Origin of the sequence: Butyricimonas paravirosa, assembly GCF_032878955.1 — a bacterium.
Taxonomy (GTDB): Bacteria; Bacteroidota; Bacteroidia; order Bacteroidales; family Marinifilaceae; genus Butyricimonas; species Butyricimonas paravirosa.
On record NZ_CP043839.1, the window covers coordinates 3,252,619 to 3,275,616 of the forward strand.

14 protein-coding genes are annotated in these 22,998 nt (G+C 43.5%); 13 read left to right on the forward strand and 1 reads right to left on the reverse strand.

The features are described 5' to 3' along the window. Positions 1–75: 75 nt before the first annotated feature. From F1644_RS13380 to F1644_RS13405, 6 genes are all read left to right on the forward strand, one after another. Positions 76–3,597, forward strand: a complete 3,522-nt coding sequence (locus tag F1644_RS13380) for a SusC/RagA family TonB-linked outer membrane protein (protein WP_229782360.1) — start codon at positions 76–78, stop codon at positions 3,595–3,597. A gap of 18 nt (positions 3,598–3,615) precedes the next feature. Further along, entirely contained in the window at positions 3,616–5,112 is a 1,497-nt protein-coding gene (locus F1644_RS13385) for a RagB/SusD family nutrient uptake outer membrane protein (RefSeq protein WP_118303078.1), read from the forward strand. Between the two features lie 26 nt (positions 5,113–5,138). Next, the gene (locus tag F1644_RS13390) at positions 5,139–6,128 is read left to right on the forward strand and encodes a hypothetical protein (RefSeq protein ID WP_147344491.1); all 990 of its coding nucleotides are present in this window, start codon (positions 5,139–5,141) and stop codon (positions 6,126–6,128) included. A 96-nt stretch (positions 6,129–6,224) separates the two neighbouring features. Further along, positions 6,225–7,148 (forward strand): ABC transporter ATP-binding protein, encoded by a 924-nt coding sequence (locus tag F1644_RS13395; protein ID WP_118303082.1) that lies wholly within the window; start codon positions 6,225–6,227, stop codon positions 7,146–7,148. A gap of 26 nt (positions 7,149–7,174) precedes the next feature. Continuing rightward, a complete protein-coding gene (locus F1644_RS13400) occupies positions 7,175–9,589 on the forward strand; it encodes a Gldg family protein (protein ID WP_118303084.1) in 2,415 nt (804 codons plus the stop codon). A 114-nt stretch (positions 9,590–9,703) separates the two neighbouring features. Next, positions 9,704–10,795: a TlpA family protein disulfide reductase gene (locus F1644_RS13405; RefSeq protein ID WP_118303086.1), complete on the forward strand. Its 1,092-nt coding sequence runs from the start codon at positions 9,704–9,706 to the stop codon at positions 10,793–10,795. A gap of 270 nt (positions 10,796–11,065) precedes the next feature. On the opposite strand, the gene F1644_RS13410 is transcribed toward F1644_RS13405, so the two are convergent. Beyond that, positions 11,066–11,731: a recombinase family protein gene (locus F1644_RS13410; RefSeq protein ID WP_118303088.1), complete on the reverse strand. Its 666-nt coding sequence runs from the start codon at positions 11,729–11,731 to the stop codon at positions 11,066–11,068. A 383-nt stretch (positions 11,732–12,114) separates the two neighbouring features. On the opposite strand from F1644_RS13410, the gene F1644_RS13415 reads away from it, so the two are divergent. From F1644_RS13415 to F1644_RS13445, 7 genes are all read left to right on the forward strand, one after another. Further along, complete coding sequence (locus F1644_RS13415) at positions 12,115–12,699, forward strand: DUF3575 domain-containing protein (RefSeq protein WP_118303090.1); 585 nt, start codon at positions 12,115–12,117, stop codon at positions 12,697–12,699. 11 nt (positions 12,700–12,710) lie between these two features. Continuing rightward, entirely contained in the window at positions 12,711–13,988 is a 1,278-nt protein-coding gene (locus F1644_RS13420) for an OmpA family protein (RefSeq protein WP_118303092.1), read from the forward strand. A gap of 55 nt (positions 13,989–14,043) precedes the next feature. Next, on the forward strand, positions 14,044–15,141 hold the full coding sequence (locus F1644_RS13425; RefSeq protein WP_118303094.1) for a hypothetical protein: 1,098 nt from the start codon (positions 14,044–14,046) through the stop codon (positions 15,139–15,141). Positions 15,142–15,243: 102 nt separating this feature from the next. Further along, on the forward strand, positions 15,244–16,116 hold the full coding sequence (locus F1644_RS13430) for a FimB/Mfa2 family fimbrial subunit (protein WP_118303096.1): 873 nt from the start codon (positions 15,244–15,246) through the stop codon (positions 16,114–16,116). A gap of 11 nt (positions 16,117–16,127) precedes the next feature. Beyond that, a complete protein-coding gene (locus F1644_RS13435) occupies positions 16,128–17,612 on the forward strand; it encodes a hypothetical protein (protein WP_118594337.1) in 1,485 nt (494 codons plus the stop codon). A gap of 25 nt (positions 17,613–17,637) precedes the next feature. Continuing rightward, the gene (fimD, locus tag F1644_RS13440) at positions 17,638–19,923 is read left to right on the forward strand and encodes a fimbrial tip adhesin FimD (protein ID WP_118303100.1); all 2,286 of its coding nucleotides are present in this window, start codon (positions 17,638–17,640) and stop codon (positions 19,921–19,923) included. A 6-nt stretch (positions 19,924–19,929) separates the two neighbouring features. Continuing rightward, a complete protein-coding gene (locus F1644_RS13445; protein WP_118303102.1) occupies positions 19,930–22,968 on the forward strand; it encodes a hypothetical protein in 3,039 nt (1,012 codons plus the stop codon). Positions 22,969–22,998: the final 30 nt, after the last annotated feature.

Here is a 22,998-nt window from a genome sequence, read left to right on the forward strand (position 1 = left end):
ACATTCAAATGTATGAAAAAAAATTGGATTAATAGGCGTGGTGTGCCTATCCATGTCTTAAAAAAAGTTTTTTTGATGATGAAACTGACTTTCTTATTAACCGTTGTGTTGCAGGTCAGTACTTGGGCAACGGGGTTCTCCCAGGAGAACAGGGTGTCTTTGCAGATGAAAGATGTTTCCTTGGAAACGATTATTCTGGAGTTACGGGAACAGACGGGGATTCGCTTTTTTTATAGTATCGATAAGATAAAAGCGATTGAGCACCTTTCTATCGATGTCAAGAACGAGGTGTTGAAGGATGTGTTGAGTCGCTTGTTGGAGGGGACGGGGCTCACGTACACCTTGCTGGATGATGTGATCGTGATCAAGGATTTGGTGGTCAATCAAGATCCCGTGAGGATTTTCATCCGGTTGAAAGGATGGGTTGTAGATGAGAAAAAGCGGGCGATGCCGGGGGTTACGGTAAAATTATCGGGAACTTCTCTCGGGACTGCCACGGATGCGAAGGGGTGGTTTTCGTTGCAATTACCCGTTCCCGAGGGTAGGCTGGAGTTTTCTTTCGTGGGGTTTGCCACCCAGATCGTTGACTTCTCGGTCCGCACGGCGAGAGACACGATGCGAGTTGTTTTGAAAGAGGATCTGATTAAAATGGATGAAGTGGTTGTCACGGGCTATCAGGCCGTGAAAAAGAAAGCGATGGCCGGTTCATACTCGAAAGTGGATGCCGATGAATTGGTGATGACCGGATCGCAGACACTCGAACAGATGTTGCAGGGGAAACTGCCGGGTGTGATGGTGATTAACCAGAGCGGTTTGACCGGTACCCGTCAGAAAGTGCGTGTTCGGGGTACTTCCACGCTGGTCGGGAATGCCGATCCGGTGTGGGTGGTTGACGGGATTATCCAACAGGACCCGTTGCCTTTCAGCACCAGTGAATTGACCAATATTGGTGATGATAATATGGATATGATCAAGAACTTTGTCGGAGGGGCCATTGCTTGGTTGAATCCCAATGATATTCAGGATATAACCGTGTTGAAGGATGCTTCGGCCACGGCCATTTATGGGGTAAAGGCCGCTAACGGGGTGATCGTGATCACGACGAAGAAAGGAGAGCGGGGACGTTTGTCGTTAAACTATTCCGGTAATTTTTCGGTGGGTGAGAAGTTGAATTATGACAAGCTGGAGATCATGAATTCCAAACAGCGGGTTGACCTTTCCCGGGAGGCTTACGAGAGGGGGGCTCAAGTGCCGAATGATAAAATCGGTTATATCGGTTTGGCGTTAGCTTACCAGCGGGGAGAGATTTCTTACGACGAGTTTGATCGGGGGGCTAAGGCGTTGGAATCCGTGAACACGAACTGGTTTGACGTGCTTTACCAAACCCCGTTTTCTCATTCTCATTCGTTGAGTTTTTCGGGAGGTAATGAAAACTCGACTTATTATGCCTCTCTGGGTTATTCAAGTAACCAAAATACGGCAAAGGGAAATTCACAGACTTCTTATACCGGGCGGTTGAATCTGAGTTCGACGTTTTGGAATAAACTACGGCTGAATGTCTCTTTATCCGGCTCGCACACGGAGACAAAAGCTTTTGCCAATGGTGTGGACCCGTTCAATTATGCTATTAATGCTAACCGAGCTATTGCTTGTTACGAGGAGGACGGGAGCCTGTTTTATTATGCTAGCGGGGACAATGGGTATGATTATAATATTTTGAATGAATTGAAATATTCCGGGAATGAAAATAGGAGTAGAAGCCTGAATCTGAGTGTTGATGCACGCTGGACTATTCTGGATGGTTTTGTTTTCTCTACCACTTTGGGGGGAGGTTCTATTTCTACGTTCGGGGAGTCGTGGTTTACGGAACGGACTCATTACATTGCCGGAATCCGTGGGTATAATTATGGCGAATACGATGTGTTTGACACGGATTTCAAAGTTTCGCCTTTGCCCTATGGAGGCGAGCTGAACGTGGATGAGAATGAAGGATTCAATTATAGCTGGCGAGGACAGTTTGAATATATAAAGAATTTTGGCCGTCACGCCGTGAATGTGATGGTTGGGGGTGAGTTGAGTAGTAATAAGCATAAATCTTACGCGCAAACGAATTATGGTTATATGCCGGAGCGGGGCTTGTCGTTCGTGGATGTGCCTCTGGGTACGAGACCGAGTACGGATGCTAATTACACGCTGAACGGGTATGCGCGTACGGCTCCCTCTTTGACGAAATCGTTGAATAACACGTTGTCTTACTATGTTTCAGGTTCTTATATGTATGACAATCGGTATGCCTTGAATTTTTCCGTGAGAGGTGATGGTTCCAACCGTTTCGGGCAGGATGAGAAGGAGAAATATCTGCCGGTGTGGTCTATCGGTACCCGTTGGAACGTGACGGATGAACATTGGTTGCAGGGGCAGGATTTGTTGAATTATTTGTCTTTGTCGGCAACCTTCGGTTATCAAGGGAACGTGGTGGAGAATGTGAGTGCGAATCTGATTGCTAAGATCCTGCCTTTAGACCCGGAGACGGGAGAGTTCAAGATGACTTACACGAAATTACCGAATCCCGACTTGAAATGGGAAAAGACAAAGTCGATTAATTTAGGAATTAATTTCAGCGTTTTGCATAGTAAGGTAAACGGTTCGTTCGAGTATTATTACAAGAAAACGGAGGATTTGGTTACCCAACGGGAGATTCCTTACGAGAACGGGGAGCATTCCATGTACGTGAATGGTGGTAATATGAAAAATTCGGGTTGGGAGTTGTCGTTCAGTTTGGTACCTGTTCGGACACGAGATTTCGTGTGGAGCTTGGGATTCAATACCTCGAAAGTGTATAACGAGGTGAGTTCGGAATTTGAACCGACAGGAGATTGGAAAGAGGTTACAGGCGGGAAATATAACAAGAAAGGGTATCCTGTTTCCAGTTTCTGGGCATTCCGTTTTGCCGGGTTGAACCCGAAAAATGGCGGGCCTTTATTCGATATGTCCGGGGCGGCCACGAATGCGGGGGAACTGGACGTGACACAGTACATGGTTCATGTCGGGAAGCTGGACCCGGATTTAACGGCTGGATTGAATATGAACTTCCGCTACAAGAATTGGACGCTGGCGACTTCTTTCTATTTATCAACCGGTAACCAGTGTTTTTTGAGTTCACCGTATGGAGAGATGAATAACACGTACGGAATGCCGAGCGAGTATAGGAATGCATCGACTCAATTGTTGAAACGCTGGCGGGAGTCGGGTGACGAGAAGTACACGAATATTCCTTCTATTCCGGTGGGCGAGAATTGTTTGCCGATGTACCCGTTTAAAGATTCCAGCGTGAGCCTTTATCCTTACGAGGCGTGGGCAAATTCGGATGTCCGGGTCGTGGATGCGTGGTATTTGCGTTGCAACAGTATAAGTCTTTCTTACGTGTTCCCGGAGAGATTGATTCGTCGGTTTGCCCAGAACGTGGGTTTTACCATGACGTTATCCAATCCCTTCCAGATCGTGAGTAGCGATTTTGATAGCCGGGATCCGGAGGTGGCGAAGGGAAGCCAGCCATTGACGAGGAATTTTACCCTTAGTTTGAACGTGAGTTTTTAATTAAAATAGATAAAGAGCATGAAGTCGATCGTATTAACACTCGTTGGTTCGTTCATGTTGTGGATGCTTGTCGGTTGTGACGGTTTCCTTGACGAATATAGTATAACTGAAGTTCGGCCGACAGAACTTACCGATATAGAACAGTTGTTACTGGGAGATGCTTATCTGGATGCCGGACAGAAAGAGGTGCAGTATAATATCATGGATATTTTTACGGATGATATAAAGTGTAACGGGTTGGGAAATGAAGGTTTCCGGACTTATTTCGAGAGTATGAGGTGGCGTTTTTTGTGGGATGCGGATATGTTCAACAATGCCGGGGGTGGGTATGATGCTGCCTTTTGGGAGTTGCCTTACAACAAGATCTTGGGATGTAATATCGTGCTGGATTGTCTGGATGACATGACCGGGGAGGCATCTTTGAGGGAGAATCTTCGGGGGGAGGCGTTGACGTTACGTTCCATGTATTACCTGATGTTGGTGAATATGTATGGAATGCCTTATAATGAGGGTGATCCGAGCCTGAATCCGGGAGTACCTTTGAAGTTGACGATGGAGGTGCGGGATGAACGATTTCCTCGTAATTCCGTGGCCGAGGTGTACGGGCAGATCGAACAGGATTTGTTGAGGGGTAATCGGCTGTTGACAGAGAATGATTATAACCGTAACTTTTTGAGGATAGGTCATTTGGCAGCCAAGGCTCTTTTGTCGAGGGTGTATCTGTACATGGAGGATTGGGACCGGGCGATTGCTTACGCGGACAGCGTGTTGCAGGTGAAACCGAATCTGTTGGATTTGAACACGGTGGGATGGGGAACGCCTAGATCCCCGGAATCGTTATCCGTGTACGCTACCGGAACGCCGGACGAGGTGATCTGGATGCGTGAAGGTTACCGGGAGTTGGGGGATATGCAGGCTTCCGATCCTTGTTATATGGTTTCCGATGAACTGTTGGACTTGTACGGTTCCTGTAACCAGACGATGGTGCAACAAAAGACGATCCGGGATATACGGGGTTGCTTGTATTTCGCGTGGAATTTTAAAATGGGATTCCCGTCTGTGACGTATTACCGGAGTTTTTTGTCTATCGGGGGAAGTGATAATGGCGTGTATCAAGGGATTCGCACGGCTGAAATGTATTTGAATCGAGCTGAGGGATATATCCGTAAATATATGGCCGGAGGGGATGCGTCTTATTGCCGGAAGGCTTTGAACGATTTGAATGAATTACGTCGTCACCGTTTTAATAATAAGTACACATACGAGGAAGTGGATATCACGGATCCGGATGATTTGTTTGAATTTTATCAGGAGGAACGCCGTCGGGAGTTAGCCGGGGACTGGATGCATCGTTGGTGTGATTTGAGAAGGTACGGTATGCCGGAAATTAGTCATACTCTTTTCGAGACGGCTTCCGGCAACAAGACCGAGGCGACTTTGCAGAAGAACAGGTACGTGTTGCCGATCGCGGAAGAGGTGATCCGTTTGAATCCCAGATTGGAACAGAATAAATAGTCATGGAATTTAAAACTAAGGGTATTATGAGATATTTTTTGATAATAATATTAGGATTGTTTTTGTGGACGGGATGTAATGATGATGACGAAAAGTTGACACCTTCGACAGAACCGGAGTTTCGTTATGTCCTTCCGCAAGGGAATCACGATTACGACACGAAGATCGTGAGCTGGTATGAAGACTGCGGGATTTATTTTCTGTATAAGTTCGAGGATAAGGATGTGTATTATAACGAGAATGACCGATGGGCGGGGTTTGTGGATGATACGATGCAAATTAATGATGGTGAGCTAGCGTTTTATAATGCCGGTTTGCGTGTGGAGTTGCCGGACGAGGAATATGTCGGTAAGCAATTGGAGTGGATCGAGAAGTTGTTTTTGAATCATTATTCCAAGGAACTTCTGAAGAAGAAGATGGTGAAAAAGGTGATTCTTGCCAAGAATGTGACTTATTGTTATCGTTTGGGGAGTAACGACCTTGCAGAACGGGAACGGGATTATTTCAGTAATATCGCCAATACGTTGATATTTAGTCATGGGGATGCGTCCGTGGAAGATTTGACGAATGAAGATTTGTTTGAGATAAAGAATGATTTGCATAAATGGATGTTGACGGAGAAGTTGGTGGATGATTACCCGGTGGCGGAGTTGGAGGATTTCCTTTCCGTGACGGATTATTCTAAAACCTTGTCCGCGGATTATTACGAGGAGTGGATGGCTGAAGGTTGGTTGGGACGGTTGGCGAACTCCGAGGAAGCGGCAAAGAGTGAGGACATTCGGACTTACGTGGAGATGATCATTACGACACCGAGGGAGATGCTGGAAATAGATGTGAATTCAATCTCGTATCCTGACCCGTTGTTTTGGGTAATCAGGGATTATGATTATGCCGGTTTTTTACATCCGTCGATGGACGTGGCGGGGAACATTAAGAAGAAATACGATCTTATTGTTGCCGCGTTTAAAGACTGGGGGGTGGATTTACCGGTTATTGGTGAGTTGTATTACGAGTAGTCTCCTGTTGTATTTGTTTTTGGGGAATAAAAAATGATGGCAACTTGCTGTCATGGGAGAACTATGTCTAGAATTTTATAATAATAAATCGTTTGTATGGAAAATCCAATTGTAAAAGTTGAACATTTGTATCATCGGTACACTTCCAGTCGCTGGGCGATAGAGGATATTAATTTCCAGATCGATGAAGCCGGGGTAGTCGGTCTTTTAGGATCGAACGGGGCGGGTAAGTCAACCACGATGAACATTATTTGTGGTGTGATGAGACAGACCACGGGAGAGGTGTATATCGACGGGATAAACACGTTGAAAGAACCCGTGAAGGCTCGTAAGTTAATTGGTTTCTTGCCACAGAAACCGCCTTTGTACCCGGATCTGACGATCGACGAGTATTTACGTTTTTGTGCCGAAATACAGTGGATGGATAAGAAAAAGATTAAATCGGCGATCGCTGTTGCCGAGGAACGTTGCGGCATTACTCACATGAAAGATCGGTTATTGCGTAATCTTTCGGGTGGATACCAGCAACGCGTCGGGCTGGCTCAGGCCATCCTACATGATCCGAAGTTCGTGGTTCTCGATGAACCGACGAACGGGTTGGATCCGAACCAGATACTGGAAGTTCGCCAGTTAATCAAGGATATTGCCGTAGATCGGACCGTGATGCTTTCGACGCATATCTTGTCGGAAGTGCAGGCCACCTGTTCTTCTATCAAAATGATTGAACACGGGAGAGTGGTTTTTTCCGGTAGCACGGAAGATTTTGATAATTATATCGAACCGAACACGCTTTATTTGGAATTTGATCAGCTTCCGGTCGTGGATGAGTTGATGAAGTTACCCGGTATTAAACGGGCGGAAGTATTGGACAATCATGGTGTTCGCTTGTGGTATGACGGGGAGCGGGGAACGATCAAGCAAGTGATGCGGGAGGCGGTTTCTCGGGGATGGGATATGACAGAATTGCGAAAGGAGAAGAGTTCCATGGAGGCTGTGTTCGCTAAATTGTCCGGTAAATAATCAATTAATTCTAAGAAGTAAATGTTATGAGAGCAATATACAGAATAGCTCGTTTAGAGTTATCAAATCTTTTTTACTCGCCGATTGCGTGGTTGATCCTGATCCTTTTTGTCTTTATGACTGCGATGAACTTTACGGATGTGCTTTGGGCGTATGCCAGAAGTCAGGAATTCCGGGGCGGGGGCTTGTCTGATTTGTCCCGGGCGTTGTTTTTCGATGTCACGGGACGGGGGTTGTGGCCCAAGATTAGTAATTTGTTGTACATGATCATGCCTTTGTTGACGATGGGATTAATCAGCCAAGAGTTCAGCCGGGGATCTATCAAATTGTTATTCGTGGCTCCGATTACCAGTCGTCATATCGTGCTGGGAAAGTTTCTGGGGATGATGATGTACGGGTTGTTAATGTTTAGCGTGTTGCTGGTGTACGTTATCCTTGGCGGATGTTGGATTGAATCCTTTGACTGGGCGGCCGTGTTGACCGGGTTGTTGGGGTTGTACCTTCTTTTCGGAACTTACGCGGCAATCGGTCTGTTCATGTCCACGCTGACGACTTACCCGATCGTGGCGGCTATTTATATGCTGGCTTTGTTGACTTTCCTGCGTTTCGTGTCCGGGCTGTGGCAGGAATATACTTTTGTCCGGGACATCACGTATTGGCTGGCCTTGGACCGACGGGCCGGTACGTTTATTAACGGGATGATTTGCAGCGAGGATTTCCTTTATTTCGTTATCATGACGGCCATGTTCCTCGGGTTTGCGATTTTGAAATTGCAGTTTATCCGGGAGCGCCGTTCCATGTTGAGTAAAGTCGGGCGATTCTTGGGTGTGTTTATCGTGGCGATGTTACTGGGGTACGTGACTTCCCGGCCCATGCTACGATTGTATCACGATTCGACACATACCAAGACAAACACGTTGACCGAGGCCAGCCAGGAGATTGTGTCCAAGCTGGACGGGGGATTGAAGATGACAACTTACGTGAATCTGTTCGGTAGTATTTACAATATTACTCCTGCCAAGGTGATGGCCGATATAGCACGCTATAATTCTTATATTCGGTTCAAACCGGAGACGAAGATGGATTACGTGTTTTATTACTATACGGACACGACGGATGGGTTCTTTGCACATCGTTTTGCCGGGAAAACGTTGAGCGAGGCCGCGAAAGAGATGGCAAAGTTTCAAGGTGTTAATGCTAAAAAATATGTTCCTTTGTCTAAAGTTGACCCGGACGTGGATTTGAGAGATGAGGGGTATCGTTTCGTGGTATTGCTGGAACGTGAAAACGGGGAAAAGACTTTTCTACGGGTGTTTAACGATGCTCAAAGGGTTCCTTTTGAGACGGAGATTTCCGCCGCGTTAAAACGGATTGGCATGAAATTACCAAGTGTGGGTTTCCTCTCGGATCACTATGCCCGCACGATTACCGGAGATCGGAACCGGGATTATTCCTATATGGTGTCGGAAAAGCTCTATCGTTCGGCCTTGATTAATCAAGGTTTTGATGTGGTGGACGTGAAATTGAGCCGTAATTCTCAATTGCTTGATAGTTTGGATGTGCTGGTCGTTTCTGAACCGAGGGAACCCTTCTCGGAAGAGGAGTTGGATAAATTATATCGTTACGTGGAAAGCGGGAAGAACTTGATTATTGCGGGAAAACCGAGGACGAACAGTTATTTGGCTCCGTTGATGGAGAAACTGGGATTGCGTTTTGAACCGGGGATTCTGGTGCAGAAACAGGATCAGATAGCGGATAAAAATGCTGCCAGTATGCCTTCTGCCAGAGGTGCGGGTGGTGGCCCCGGAGCTTTGGGGCAGGCCGAGGAAAGAGAATATCCGGTTAGCCTGTTTCTTTGTAGAGCTACCGATGAAACCAAAGGATTATCTAAACTTTGGGACGATTTGTACATAAAAACCAATCATCCTGAATGGCCTTACTCGATCGTGATGCCGGAGGCTTCAGCGGTTTTGCAAGTGGAAGATAAAGGTTTTAGGGTGACCCCGTTACTGGTTGGGCGTGATCCTTCGAGCTGGAACGAGTTGGAGACGATTGATTTTGTGAATGAAACACCCCTGTTGAATCTTAATGCCGGGGAGCAAGCCGGGACGAAGACCACGATGATGGCTTTGGAGCGTCAACAGGCAGGAAAGGAACAGCGAATTGTGGTTATCGGGGATGCGGATGCTTTCAGTATGGGAGAGGTGATGGCGAATCGTAGGGGGATACTTTCTATAAACGGGGGGCTGATCATGTCGATGTTTGAATGGTTGTCTTACGGGGAACTCCCGGTGGATACTTCCCGTCCCGATCCGGTTGACAATAACCTGACGATTGGTGCAGAGGCCGCCGGAAACGTGAAGACGATGTTGCAATGGATTCTACCGGTGTTGATCCTGCTGGGTGGTGTGTTATTGCTGTTCAGGAGAAAGGGAAAATAGAGAATGTATTTTGGTGCTGTTTTAATACAGTGTTTTGTGCAATAATTTTCGTGTCACAGGGCCGTGGCGGGGGTGTCTCTTTTGACACGGCTCTGTGATTTAACTAATTTGAGAATGATGATGAAGAAATTGATTTACATGGCTGTATTATTGTTTGCAGTTATTGCTGTTAAGGCTCAGGATTACGAGGCTTTTAATAAGTTTATGAGAGATTATTCCAAAGGTTGGATGACAGATTACAGGAAACCGGCAGGCAACACGATGGAGATGATTAAACAAGTGGGAGAGCCTGCTCCGGAATTTTATTTTGATAAAAAGTTAAATAGCAAGGCGTTAAAAGGGAAGTTTATCGTGATAAATTTCTGGTCCACGTGGTGTGGTAGTTGTATTAATCTGGTTCACGATTTGGACACCGTGCTATTCCGGAATATGCAGCCTTACGGGGGAGTGCAGTTTATCGGAGTGGATTCACACGAGACGGTTTCGGAGCGTGAAGCCCAAAAATGGTGGGAAGATCGCGGGCTTCATTATCCTTGCGGTTACGGGAAAGGAGCAGATGCTTGTGCGGAGGCGTTTCATGGCAATCATCCGTCGGCTATAATTATTGATGATCAAGGGATCATTCGAGGACGTTGGGATGGTTGGAGTCCGAGGTTAGCAGAAATCATTCGAATGGCTATCTGGGCACTTAAAATTGTCCCGGAACAGGGAATTCAGGCTGATCTGGCAACAGTCAAGGGGCTTGTAGAAGAAAAGGAGTATCTTAAAGCGCTCTATTTACTCGAAATTATGCCGGAAAATATAGAGAGCGCTGCTTTGAAATACCAGTGTAAACTGGAGGTTTCCGAAAACAGTGCTATTCGGTATTTTGATGTAATACAGGAAAAGTACAGGGGAGACGAGCAATATCCTGCTGTTATGGAGAGTATTATGCATTGGGTGCTGGTCTCTGATTCGAGAACGGATGCCGTTATCAAGAATGGTTTAGATGCGGCCGAGAGGTTATTGCGAAGTGGAAGAAACGGGGACTACCGTGTTCATGAAACGATGGGGATTTTGTGTTACAGGTATGGCGAAAGTTTCAAACGTAAAGGTGTTCAGGCTTTGGAAAATAGTATTCCGGCAGCCAAGATGAATTGTGCAGGGGATGATGTTATCAAGCATCTGGAAGAGCAGGTGAAGATTTATCGGGAGAAATTGGATTAATTGTAGTCGATAGATGTGAGTAAATCACAACGTTCGTCCATGATTGCTCTGGGGTAGAGCTAGGGATGGGTTAGGACAAGTACCAAATAATTACACAGCATAAACATGGCAAGAACACGGGAGATTGTTCTTGCTATGTTTATGCTATGAAGATGCTGTCTTCTTGTCCTAGCCCATCGGCAGACAAAGGGATACCCATGGGTGGACAAATGGCGAATGTTCGGGATTTGTTCACGTATGTAAAGTTCGGTAATTAGTTGTTGAGGTGTTTTATGTATTAGTTTTATGATTGAGTGTCACCGTTTTTCTATCTTTTGCTTTTTCTGCTAAAATACCGGAAATATCCGGGCATTTCTTTTTGAATTTTTCGAACGTGTCACGGGAAAGCTCGTAGTGACGGCATATCGTGATAATTGATTTTCCTTCTTTTAGCATTTTGATGATCGTGTGACGATTGTCCATCAATATCTTCAATTTTGTATAACTTCCCTTTTTACGTCCGAGTGTAACTCCTTCTGCTCGCCTTAAAGCTAGGGCTTCTTTGGTCCGCATGGAGATCAGGTTACGTTCTATTTCAGCCACAAGTCCGAAAGCGAAGCATAACACTTTACTGTTGATGGAGTCATCGAAAGTATAGCCGTCCTTGACGCTGTGGAGAACAATTCCTTTTTCCAGGCATTTACCCATGATGCTCATGATGTCTGTCAGGGTTCGACTTAAACGTGAAATTTCGGTAACGATTAGGGTGTCTCCTTTTTTGAGTTTCTTCAGCAGACTTCCTAATTGACGCTCTTTGCCTGCTTTTTTTCCGCTCGCAATTTCCATGATAAAACGATCAATATTGATGTTCTTTTGTAGTGCAAAGCGTTCAATCTCAGATCTTTGATTGAGTAAATTCTGTTTTTCTGTACTGACTCTCAGATAGGCAATAATCATAATAATTTGTATTAAATAATGGCAACCAAAAGTACAACTATTTAGGTATCGTTTTATACAAATTATATGAATATTTCGTAAGTAAAATTGTTGGTTAAAACGTTGGTTTTCTGATACAAAGGTATGGATGATATATTAAAAAACAAAATATTATTGTAAAATAATGATACTTAATAGAAAACGTTTGCAATGTTGTGGATAACTGGATTGTTGTTTTTTAGCCTTTTAAGTATCTGTTTTAAACGAACGATTAAATCGGCCATTTTTGGTGTTAATCGTTTCAATATCAGATAAAAATATGATGTTGTCAATCTCTCGGCGTGTCAGATTGGGTTTTCGGTGTAGTAGAAGGATAATTATACTATAATTAAAAAGAAGGTGACATGAAGAAATCGTGTGTACTGGCCTTGCTGATACTTTTATTGTTCGGTGGGGGCCGTGTTTTTGCACAGAAAGTCGCGGTTAAGACCAATGTGTTATACTGGGCAACAACAACTCCAAATCTTGGTTTCGAGTTTGGCTTGGGTAAGAAAACCTCGTTAGAACTTTTCGGCGGGTACAACCCGTGGAACCTGGACAAGGGTGAGAACAAAAAGATGAAACATTATTTAATCCAGCCGGAATTTCGTTACTGGTTATGCGAACGTTTTCAAGGGCATTTTTTCGGGCTCCATGCCGGGTTCTCTGAATACAACGTGAGCGGTGTGCGCTTGCCCCTGCCGCAGTTCCCCAAACGGATGAAGGATCACCGTTACGAGGGCTGGGGGATGCTGTTCGGTGTCTCTTACGGTTACTCCTGGATACTGGGGCGACGTTGGAACCTGGAGGCCACGATCGGTGGCGGTTACCTCTACGGTAAATACGACGTTTACGATTGCGTGAAGTGCGGTGATTTCCGGGGTTCGAACAAGAAGAGCCGTTTCGGGATCACGAAGGCCGGCTTGACTTTAGTTTACTTGATAAAATAGGATAGATTATTATGAAAGCGAGAAATATATTGCTGGCTTGCTCGGTGGCGTTCTTGTCGGGCGAGTTAGGAGCCCAGGTACAGGTGGAAAACCCGTCGGTGAAGAAGGACCGTCGGGAGGTGGAGGTGCGTTTTGACATTCGTGATATGCCAGAGTATGCCCGTAGTCGTCAGAAGGTGGTTCTTCGTCCTTACCTTCACTCGGGGACAGACACGTTATGGCTGGAACCGGCGCAATTATACGGTAAAAACCGTTTCCGCAGGGAACGCCAAGAACATTTTTTGGCGGGCAACAAGGAATGGACTTTAACAGGCTATAACGTTTTCTTGAAAGGGGGGACGCTTGAATACTCCGAGCGAGTTCCTTACGAGCGCTGGATGAAAGAGGCCGGCTTGGGGATCGCTTATCACACGGAAGGTTGTGGCTGCGAGTGTTGTGGTGGTGATCAGGGTGTCCCAGTGGGTCCTGTTTACGTGGCGCCCGTGCCAGAAGTGACCCCGGTAGAACCGTCCGCGAAGAATTTCGAGGTGGTCGAGGCACGCAAGCGTTGGGTGTTCAAGGAAAAGGACATGAAAGTATTCTTCCCGGTGTCGAAAACGGTGTTGAATCCCGATGCCTATAACAACAAGGTAACTCTTGACGAGATCATGGCGGGAATCCGCAAGATCGGGGACATGGAAAAATTGCGTCTGCAAGGAGTCGAGATTACAGGATTTGCCTCTCCTGAAGGAGGGTTGTCCTTGAACACTCGTTTAGGCGCGGGACGTGCCGCCGCTTTGAAAGAGTATATTCGAGGCGAGATGCCTGAATTACGTGACGAGGATTTTGTCCTGGTGAACGGGGTGGAAAACTGGGATGGTTTGCGCGCGTTGGTCGCGGCTTCAAGCATGGAGTATAAAGATGAAGTGTTGGCCATTCTTGATGATCGCACGCTGGGTTCGGGGCGTAAAGCCGCGTTGATGAACTTGAAAAATGGTAAACCTTATCGCTACATGTTGAAGGAGTTTTACCCGGGATTGCGTAACGCGTGTTACGTTTCTGTCTTCTACGATGTACTGGCGGACAAGGTGGCCGATGCCGTGAACGCCGCGAACGAGTTGATTCGTGCCGGGAAGTACGCGGAGGCGTTGAAGTCCTTGGAGGCTTACCAAAACGATGACCGGGTATTCAATTCCATCGGTGTTTGTTACATGATGATGGAGGAGGAAGAGATCGCTATCGAATGGTTCGAGAAGGCAATTAAGGCGGGACACGCTGAGGCTGAGAAGAACTTGAAACAGTTGAAATAGTAGATATAAATATAGTTTGAATAATTTTTAGTCCGCAATTAAAATGTTGAAGTTTATGAAATTAAACAAGTTAGTTATGGTTGCGCTAGTTGCTCTAGGAGCAGTAGCCTGTGAAAAAAGTGATAAGGGAATTGATGATCAAAGTCCCAAGAGTGTGACAATTAATTTAGCCAATGTACAGGCTGGTTCTCGTTCGGAGGGGAAACCCCTTACGACGAATGATCAAGTTGTTCTTACTCGTTTTCAAGTTTTTTTTACTGATGGTACAACTTTGTACTTGGGTAAGAAGGCGAATGGAGATGAAGCTGACCACTATTTTGCTACAGCACAAGGAAATATTAATCCGGAAACTTTTCATTTTTTACCTGCAAATGTAAATAAGGTTATTGTTGTAGGTAATATAGATGAGATAGATGTAACAAGTGGCGAGACAAAAGTTGAAGTATTAGAAAAAGAGCTTGCCATTGAGACTCAACAAGAAGAACAAATTGAAGCGTTGAGCCTTTACGGAGAAAAAGGTTTGACAAAACAAGATACAGATGGGGAAGGCCATGCACTTTATACCGCAGAGGTTGAAGTTGCTCCTCGTATCGCTCGTATTGAAATCGCAAACTTTACTTGTAATTTTGCAGAGGCAGAGGCGGATCGTCAATATAAGGCATTTACAATTGATCATGTCGCTTTGAATAATTATTACATGAAGGCAACTTTGTCTACAACTGATGTAGAAGCATTAGCGAATACAGAAATTAATAGTGGTTCTGTTGAACCTTTCTTTGAAGGATTGGGAAATGGATGGAATAATGATAAATTTACTACTCCTTTAGGATTAACATGGGATGCAAACACAAAAGCCGTGGGTGCTGCTGGTGAAGTTTTGGCTTATAACTTCTTCCCGGAAGTAAAACCTCAGATTGTGGTGAGAATGACAGGAACAAAAAATGAGGTAAATGCACAGCCAGCTCCGACTTTTCTTGCTACATTAAATTTGAAGGATGCTAATAATACACCTATCGCAGAGTTTGTAGCAGGTACGATTTACAAAATCAATTTCGTGTTTAATGAAAACGATCCGGATCAAACTGAAAAATGTATTGATGTTACTGTTACCCCGGTAAATTGGTCTGTTGTTGCTGTAACTCCTGAGTTTTAATATACAGTAAAAGGGCTAGACGAATGAAAACAGAAGAGGTGGGAGGTTTCGGACTCCTCCCTTCTTCTTCAAACTATAAAATATGATGTAAAACATACAGATATGAAGATATTCAATAAATTATTATTCATGCTGCTGGCGGTAGGGATGTTTAGTAGTTGTATCAAGGAGGATATGGATGATTGCCCGAAATACAGCGTGAACACCTTGTCGTTGAGTTACAAGGGCGACGGTACTGCCGAGATTTTTAACGAGAAGATCGAGCGCGTTGTGATGTATGTTTTCGACAAGAACGAACAACTTGTAACAACGAGAGAGCTAACTAAAGATGAGTTGGCACAACGTAGTGTTTGTTTACCAGAGTTGGAACCGGGAACATACCGGGTTACCTGTTTTGGAAACTTGATAAAAGATCAGGTGAATGACCTGTATTGCGGGGATTGTGACAAGATTTATTGTGCAGCCCCAGGATATTTTAAGAAAGAGACAATATCCAGTAATGATCCGCTTTACTATTCATCGTTGGAATTGACGGTGACGGAAGAGGATCAAAATAGAGAACTTCTTTTTGCGAGTTCGCATTATAAAGTGCTTGTGGAAGTGGCTGGAGTTCCGGCTGAGTCCAACCTGTCGCTAGAAGTGTGCGGTGTTTTACCCTATACGAACTTCGAGAATAAGGCAGGTGGTAATCCTGTGGATTATAAACTTGATACAGAATATAGTGACGGGCAATTTAATGCCCTATCCAATATAATGCGTCATTCGGATCATTCGGCTGTTGACGTGTGTGTGCGGGATGTTAATGGAAATGAGATTGCTAAAATAAATTTGGCGGAATTTCTAAGAGCAAATCCGGAAATTGATTGCAGTAAACATGAGGTGTTGATTCCAATTCATTTCGAATTCAAGTCAGTAGGTGTGGAAATTGGAGTGCCGGATTGGTTTGTCGTTCCGGATGTTAAACCTGAATTTTAAAAGAGATGATTATGCAAAATATGAAACAAATATTTTTAACCGTATTGCTTGGCGGTTGTCTCGGTGGTTTGTTCTCGGGTTGTACTGATGAGGATATGTCCGGAAAAACAACAGAGGATACACTTGGGGTGCGTGTGAATCTTGGTTCGCGGGCCAAACTAGACGGGAGCGACATAGAAATTTCCTCACTGAAAGTGTATGCGTTTTGGGGAGAGGAGCAGGTCGGGTATCATGAATTAACCTCTTCTGAGCAGGAAAAGGGTAGCTTTATGATGGATGTAGTCCAGAAAACGATGAGTGAACAGGAAATAGCGTTTTACGCTATTGCGGATGATAAAGTTGTGGAGTATGAACGTGGGCAAGATTTTAGTAAGAATATGTCTCGGGCAGATTTGGAGCAGATAGCGTTTACTTCTGTCATTAATGATGAAAAACTTCCGTTGACGTGTAGAGAAGAGGTAGAGATTGCCGTGAGCGGTGGTGTAGAAAATGAAGCAGAAGGTCATGAGGGGCATTTGATTGTTAATAAAGATAAGCCAGTAGAATTAAAATTGTCTTATCCTGCGGGAAAATTGGAGCTTTATTTTGCGAAAGGACCGAACGTGAATTCCGATGGATTGGTGGTGAAGAGTGCCAAAGTATTGCGAAATGGTATGCGAGAAAAGAATTATGTTTTTCCGGTGTCACTTGATAAGTTACAGGCTGTGGGTAGTTATCCGGCAGATAAACCGATTAATTTGAAAAATAATGGTGTTGTAGCTAAAACTTTGGAGAACAAAACAACTAATGCGGATGATTACGAGTTACTCATGGAGGGTAATGTTTTTCTGTTTGAAAATCCTTATGGGAGCAAGGATAACAATGTTGATCAACCGGGTGATAATGATGGAAACGTGATAGAGATCGTGTACACGGTGAATGGTGGAAACGAGAGGACAAAGGAAGTGTATTTGCCGGCAATCGAGCGAGGAAAGTGTTACCAGGTATTATGTTGGGTGGATTACCGAGGGACAGTAATTGTTACGTATAAGGTGTTACCTTGGGAAACTGAAAATATTTATGAGTTAGATGGGGGGGGACATCCGTCATATAATTGTACTCTTGATGGTGATAAGGATAATACGGATGTATGGGTTTCTGTAACAGATCCCGTTTTGCCTCGTGATCGAGAAGGGGCGGTGAATTTTCGATTCAAGATGAATAGTAAGCAACAGTGGACACCAACTTTAAGAAATGCCGTGGGATTCAAGATGGCTGTAATGCGGGTAGCCGATGAAATGTTGATGCCCGATAGTGCTATTGATGAGGGGGAGTATATTATTACGATATGGCCGACGGAGGATTCCAAGGTGGGCGACGTGACATATTTAGAAATTACTTCCCGTTCTTTAACCGGAGAATTTGAACCTTTGTTGATTAATACTGATAAGAAGTGGGGATCGGATTCTCAAACGTTGATTAAGATTGTGCGTGTTGAGCAACAATCGACGAAGTAATGTATTATGAATAAGGCAAGATTGTATGAATAGAATCAGTAATCATATTATCAGTATATTGTTGGCAGTCGTGTTTCTCGTCGGCTGCGACAAGAGCGGGGAACAGTTAACTGTTTCGAACGATGGAAGTGATCGTATTATTTTAAGATTTGCTTCAGATAAGGCAATAGAATCTAGAGCATCCGAAGATGGAACTAGTGTCGAAAGTAAAGTAGAGAAATTGGATGTATTTATTTTTGATGAGGGAGAACTTTTTTATTATGAATCAGTGGAACCCCATGGTGCTACCGTGACATTAGAAAAACCGAAATCTGCTTTTGTCAAACCTACTTATTCTATCTATTTGGTTGCAAATAGTACAAATCCGAGTAAACCATTAAGTGAGATAAAAAATCTCACGGAGTTACGACAGGTAACGGAAACTTCAACAACAGAGAATCCGTTAAATGAGATAGATCCAACAGAAGAAAATGGAAGTTTCTTGATGAGCGGGAATGTGGATAATGTGGAATTGAATGATGGAAATGCAGATGTTAACACGGAAATTAATATTAATTTGGCACGTGCGGCTGCTAAAATTGAGGTCGTGTTGATCGAGGGGGCTAACGAGGATGGCGATTGGTTCCAGTTTGCACCGCCAAGTAATTCAAATACTTTTCGTTTGAATAATTGGCAAGGGGTTTCTTACGTGTTGCCGGATGTTGATATGGGTGTATTGCCTAGTGCGGATTTGAAAAAAGCTGATCCTTATGCGGGAAATGTGAAATTTGGAAAAGAAACTGTTGATGGGAAAGAGGTTCAGACAATTACGATGACAACTTATTCGTACTCGAATGATTGGTCAACAGGTGGAAGTGTATATGAAAAAATGACACACTTGGTTGTGCGAGTTCCTTATATGAAGACGTCTGCGGATGGTGGAGTTGATGAGGTCGTGGACAAGAATTATTATACGGTACCTGTTTCTAAGACAAATATGTTGAAGCCTAATCATCTTTACCGGGTGCGGGTAACACTGAAAGGAACAGGAGCGGAGAATGAGGGTGAGGATACGAATTTGGAAGATATTGAATACGAGGTTGTGTCATGGGAGGATTTAGATATTCAGATTGGTGCTGATGCTTTACCGCATTATCTTACATTGAATCGAGACGAGTTGGAATTGCATAATATGGCGGATGATAATACTTCTATTGCTTTTTCATCATCAAGTGAAGTGAAAATAGTTGATGGATCCCTTAAAGTTTATTATTATAATAAGTATGGAACAGAAACGAGAGTGACGGATCGACAAGTTCTCAATGAAATTAAGATTACCCCGGATGAAGGTCTTAATGGCAATCTGAATATAAAGAGTCCTATACCGACGAATAATTTAATTCGTTATATTGAATTTAAGGTATGGAATGGGGATGAAGAATGTGAGCCGATTACCGTGATGGTTAAGCAATATCCACAGGAATATATTACATATTATTTTGGATGGTACTCTTATAGAAAAGATTTTGGTTTTAATTATGAAAGTGAAAATAAAGGGAATGGATATGTGACAGCAACAACATACAATAGTAATAATGATACTTGGGGATATGATGATGATTATAATCTTAGAAGTAAGTATTTTGGTTCTAAAGTTGCTGAACAACCTTCTGCAGAAGGTTATGGAAACCAATCTAATTATGATATTTCATGGTATTATTGGGGGTGGGGGGAAATAAGAGAAGCTACTATTCGGAGCGAAAAAAATCCGCGGATGTATCATGTTCAAATAACTTCATCGGCTTTGCCGAAGTTTCCAGAAGATGAGGAATTTGATAGGATCCATCCGAATGTGACCTATCAATTGGGTATCCCTCGTAAGGATGCTTTGGGACGGACAGAAAGGGATGAGGCTAATAATAATTTAGTTTCTCCATCATTTATGATTGCATCTCGTTTAGGTTTTATTTCGGGAGATTTACCAGAGGATGATGATGAAGTAGCTTATAAACAAGCAGCGAGTCATTGTGCGAATTATGTAGAGGTTTATTATCCCCGAGATGAAAAAGGACGTCGTTTGAAAGATGCGAGTGGCCGCGAATTAGAACCAGTGGTTTTAGACGATTGGAGATTACCGACTAAAGCTGAATTGTTAATTATCATGCGTTATCAAGGAACTTCAGATCAAGGAACAGAAGCAATGGAATATTTATTAAATGCTCCAGAATATATGAGTGCGGGAGGTTTTGTTGTAAATCCTCACTCTACGTCTACAGGCAATGCTATCCGTTGTGTTCGGGATCATTACGTGAATAAAGAAATAAATAAATAGAAGACTATGATAAAGCGAATAATATGGAAATTTGCTGTTTGTTTACTAGTAATAGTAACAGCGGCGTGTTCTCGGGATGAATTGGAGGGTGGTACGGGAGAACAACAAGTACCAGAAGGATATTTGGCGATTCAGTTTGGAACAAACGTTCCTGATATGCAACAGGTATCAACACGTAGTGTGGATTCTGATGGGCGTGGAATTCAAGATATGGTGTTGTATTGTTTCTCGGCATCAGGGTCTTTTATTACAACCGTTGAGGCGAAAATTGTAACAGATCCTATTGATCCTAATGTTAATGCCTCGTTAAGTGGGTCTTTTAGTGCAATCGTGCCGGATTACACGAAAATTATACACTTTGTGGCGAACCAGAACTTGACGGATTTTAATGAATCTGAAATGGGTGGAAAGCACGAGTCGGATTTGATGGCGACCTTGATTGCTTCCTCGGGACGAATGATTTATTGGCAACGAGTGGCATGTGAGGAGGGAGAGGATAATATGGCCGTGGCTTTGGAACGAGAAGGAAAAAAGATTGTTATGGTCCGTAATCAAGCACGAGTTACGGTGAAAAATCCTCAGAATAGCTATGTTAATATAGATGCTTTCACAACGCATAACACGCATGCTTTCGGTACGGTAGCTCCTTATAATTCAGAAACACATGATTTTGAATGGACGCCGGGTGTAAAAGGTTACCTGTCTTTGCCAGCTAATGACGAACAGATTCATCTAGAGGGTACTGAGGATGGTTCGTTTAATTTGGATGAAAAGTATATCCTGGAGTGTGAGAACGAGCTTTCGGATCCTGTGAGTGTCATATTGCATGGTGAGAATGGAAAATATTATCGGGTATTGTTGTTGGATGAAGAGTCGGAGCCTTTACCGATCCGGCGGAATCATTCGTATAATATTGAGATCGTAGGTCCCTTGTCTTATGGTTATGATTCTTTTGCAGAAGCATTGGATGGAACACCCACCAATAACGTGTGGATCTCTGTTCCGGATGATATTAACGAGGTAAGTGATGGGACTCATCGATTGATTGTAGATGAAACTTTTGTAGTTTATTTAGGTACGACTACTCGTAGCGTGGATTTGACATATAGATATGAGGTGAAAAATGGGGATGGGGAGTATGGACCAGAGACAACTGGTCAAGTGCTTGCTACTTGGGTTGGCGGAGGTACGACCGTGGCAACCTCTGAGATTAAAAATGTATATGATAATAATACCGGAATAGGTACTTTGACAATTACATTGAATCAGTTGGGACAGAACGAAACGAAACGTGAAGGAATAATTCAGGTAAAGGCCGGTAAATTACGGCGTACAATTAAGGTAATTACTGTACGAGAATTTAAATTTGAACCCACATGGACTTCGGCTCAAATTTATGGTAACGTGGAGGGACAGCCGGTGACATTGATGTTCACTATTCCGGAGGATTTTCCTGAAGAGTTGTTACCTTTACGGGTGAAAATTGGTGCCGATTGGTTGAATATTCGGCAATCAACAGGACAACAGTTGGCAACAATTACATCTATTAGTAATCCTGATGAATTTAGTGAAAACGATCCTTGGAAATTTAAATTTGTTTACGAGGCAACACATACAGGGGTACAACGTGTTTATTTTAATACCGTGTTGAAACCTGAAAAGGAGGGTGATGCTTATAAAAATGGAACATTAACTATTGAAGCGGAGCATTTTATTACTTTAGAGAAGGTATTCCCGTTTAGTGACTATAATTATTATATTTCAGTTGGAGGATTGATTGGCGTGAATGGTTCGAACCTAGGAGATGAAATGCCGGATGGGGAAACCGTGTATTATTGTTTGGTGCCACAAAAGGTGAGCGCTCCGGTAACTTTTGATGTGCAATTGAGAGAAGAGAAAGAAGGAGGAGGTAATGATCTTGTTGTTTCTAGCGAGAATGATGTATTTTTGCTTTATTCTCAGTACTTAACTCGCTATGATGATGAGGATATTCCTGGCGGTGCGGGTAATAAGGAGTGTCATTTTGAACCTATTGATGAGGGAACGTGGGGGACTGGTGGACGAGTATTTTCATTTACTCCGGTTCAAAAAGGAAAGAGCGATTATAAGATTTATTTAAAAACAGATAGACCTAATAGTGCAGAAGTAATTCGTATCGCGTCAAGTGAGTCGAATCCAGAAGCTGGTTATGAATATAAAGGAAATCATTATCGTTCGATTACTTTCGAATTGGCAAATAATGATCCATTTAAGTTCTCAGGAAAGTTGAAGAATGGAAACTTAACGATAAATGCGAATGAATCGGGAGAGTGGAGTTACGAAGTTGGGCAGGAGGTTGATTTGGAATTTGACATTACGAGTTTCCGTGGTACTGATAACAAGTCTGCAGATCCTTTTGGAACAGAATTTAAGGTTTATATTGATGCTCCGATGCTGGAGATTGATGATAATAGAAGGGGAAGCGCCTATCCGGAAGAGATATTTAAGGAGGATCCTAATGTTGAGGGACGATTTATATATGTTGTAAAGGCTAAACGGGATGAAAATCGGAATGGTACAGATGATGTAGCCATTAAAGATGTTGATAATGGTAATGTACAGGTGAATCCGGGAATGGGACCTGCAGATCAAACGGGAGAACATAAAGTGTTACCATTTAAAACGAAGTCTATCGTGAGTGCAGGAGAAATCACCATATCTGCGGATGAAAATGTCGTGATTTTTAGTGATGAATCATTTACAATTGCTAATACGCCGATTACAGGAACGATAGAATTCAGTGAAGATGGTAAGTCATATTCTCCTGTACCCAAGGATGGTTTTGTCACTTTTGAGGTGGAAGGAGGATCTCCCCGTATCGGTAGTATGACGATTACTGAAGATGGCAAATACACGTTACGTTTGCGTAAAGAATACCGTTACGATTGGGAAAGAACGAAAATTTGGGTTCATTATCGTGTAGATGATAAGATTTATCATGCAGATGTGAATAGCTTGAAGGAATTGTTTGAGAATAGTACTATTAAAATGAACTTAGAACAATAGAAGGGAGTTTCTTTCATACGAAAGTAATTA

Bases quoted from the DNA above. Each gene is read 5' to 3' on its own strand.
- F1644_RS13380 (WP_229782360.1), top strand. From the start codon at position 76: ATGATGAAACTGACTTTCTTATTAACCGTTGTGTTGCAGGTCAGTACT.
- F1644_RS13445 (WP_118303102.1), top strand. From the start codon at position 19,930: ATGATAAAGCGAATAATATGGAAATTTGCTGTTTGTTTACTAGTAATA.
- F1644_RS13385 (WP_118303078.1), top strand. From the start codon at position 3,616: ATGAAGTCGATCGTATTAACACTCGTTGGTTCGTTCATGTTGTGGATG.
- F1644_RS13420 (WP_118303092.1), top strand. From the start codon at position 12,711: ATGAAAGCGAGAAATATATTGCTGGCTTGCTCGGTGGCGTTCTTGTCG.
- F1644_RS13390 (WP_147344491.1), top strand. From the start codon at position 5,139: ATGAGATATTTTTTGATAATAATATTAGGATTGTTTTTGTGGACGGGA.
- F1644_RS13405 (WP_118303086.1), top strand. From the start codon at position 9,704: ATGATGATGAAGAAATTGATTTACATGGCTGTATTATTGTTTGCAGTT.
- F1644_RS13400 (WP_118303084.1), top strand. From the start codon at position 7,175: ATGAGAGCAATATACAGAATAGCTCGTTTAGAGTTATCAAATCTTTTT.
- F1644_RS13430 (WP_118303096.1), top strand. From the start codon at position 15,244: ATGAAGATATTCAATAAATTATTATTCATGCTGCTGGCGGTAGGGATG.
- F1644_RS13415 (WP_118303090.1), top strand. From the start codon at position 12,115: ATGAAGAAATCGTGTGTACTGGCCTTGCTGATACTTTTATTGTTCGGT.
- F1644_RS13425 (WP_118303094.1), top strand. From the start codon at position 14,044: ATGAAATTAAACAAGTTAGTTATGGTTGCGCTAGTTGCTCTAGGAGCA.
- F1644_RS13435 (WP_118594337.1), top strand. From the start codon at position 16,128: ATGCAAAATATGAAACAAATATTTTTAACCGTATTGCTTGGCGGTTGT.
- F1644_RS13395 (WP_118303082.1), top strand. From the start codon at position 6,225: ATGGAAAATCCAATTGTAAAAGTTGAACATTTGTATCATCGGTACACT.
- fimD (WP_118303100.1), top strand. From the start codon at position 17,638: ATGAATAGAATCAGTAATCATATTATCAGTATATTGTTGGCAGTCGTG.
- F1644_RS13410 (WP_118303088.1), bottom strand. From the start codon at position 11,731: ATGATTATTGCCTATCTGAGAGTCAGTACAGAAAAACAGAATTTACTC.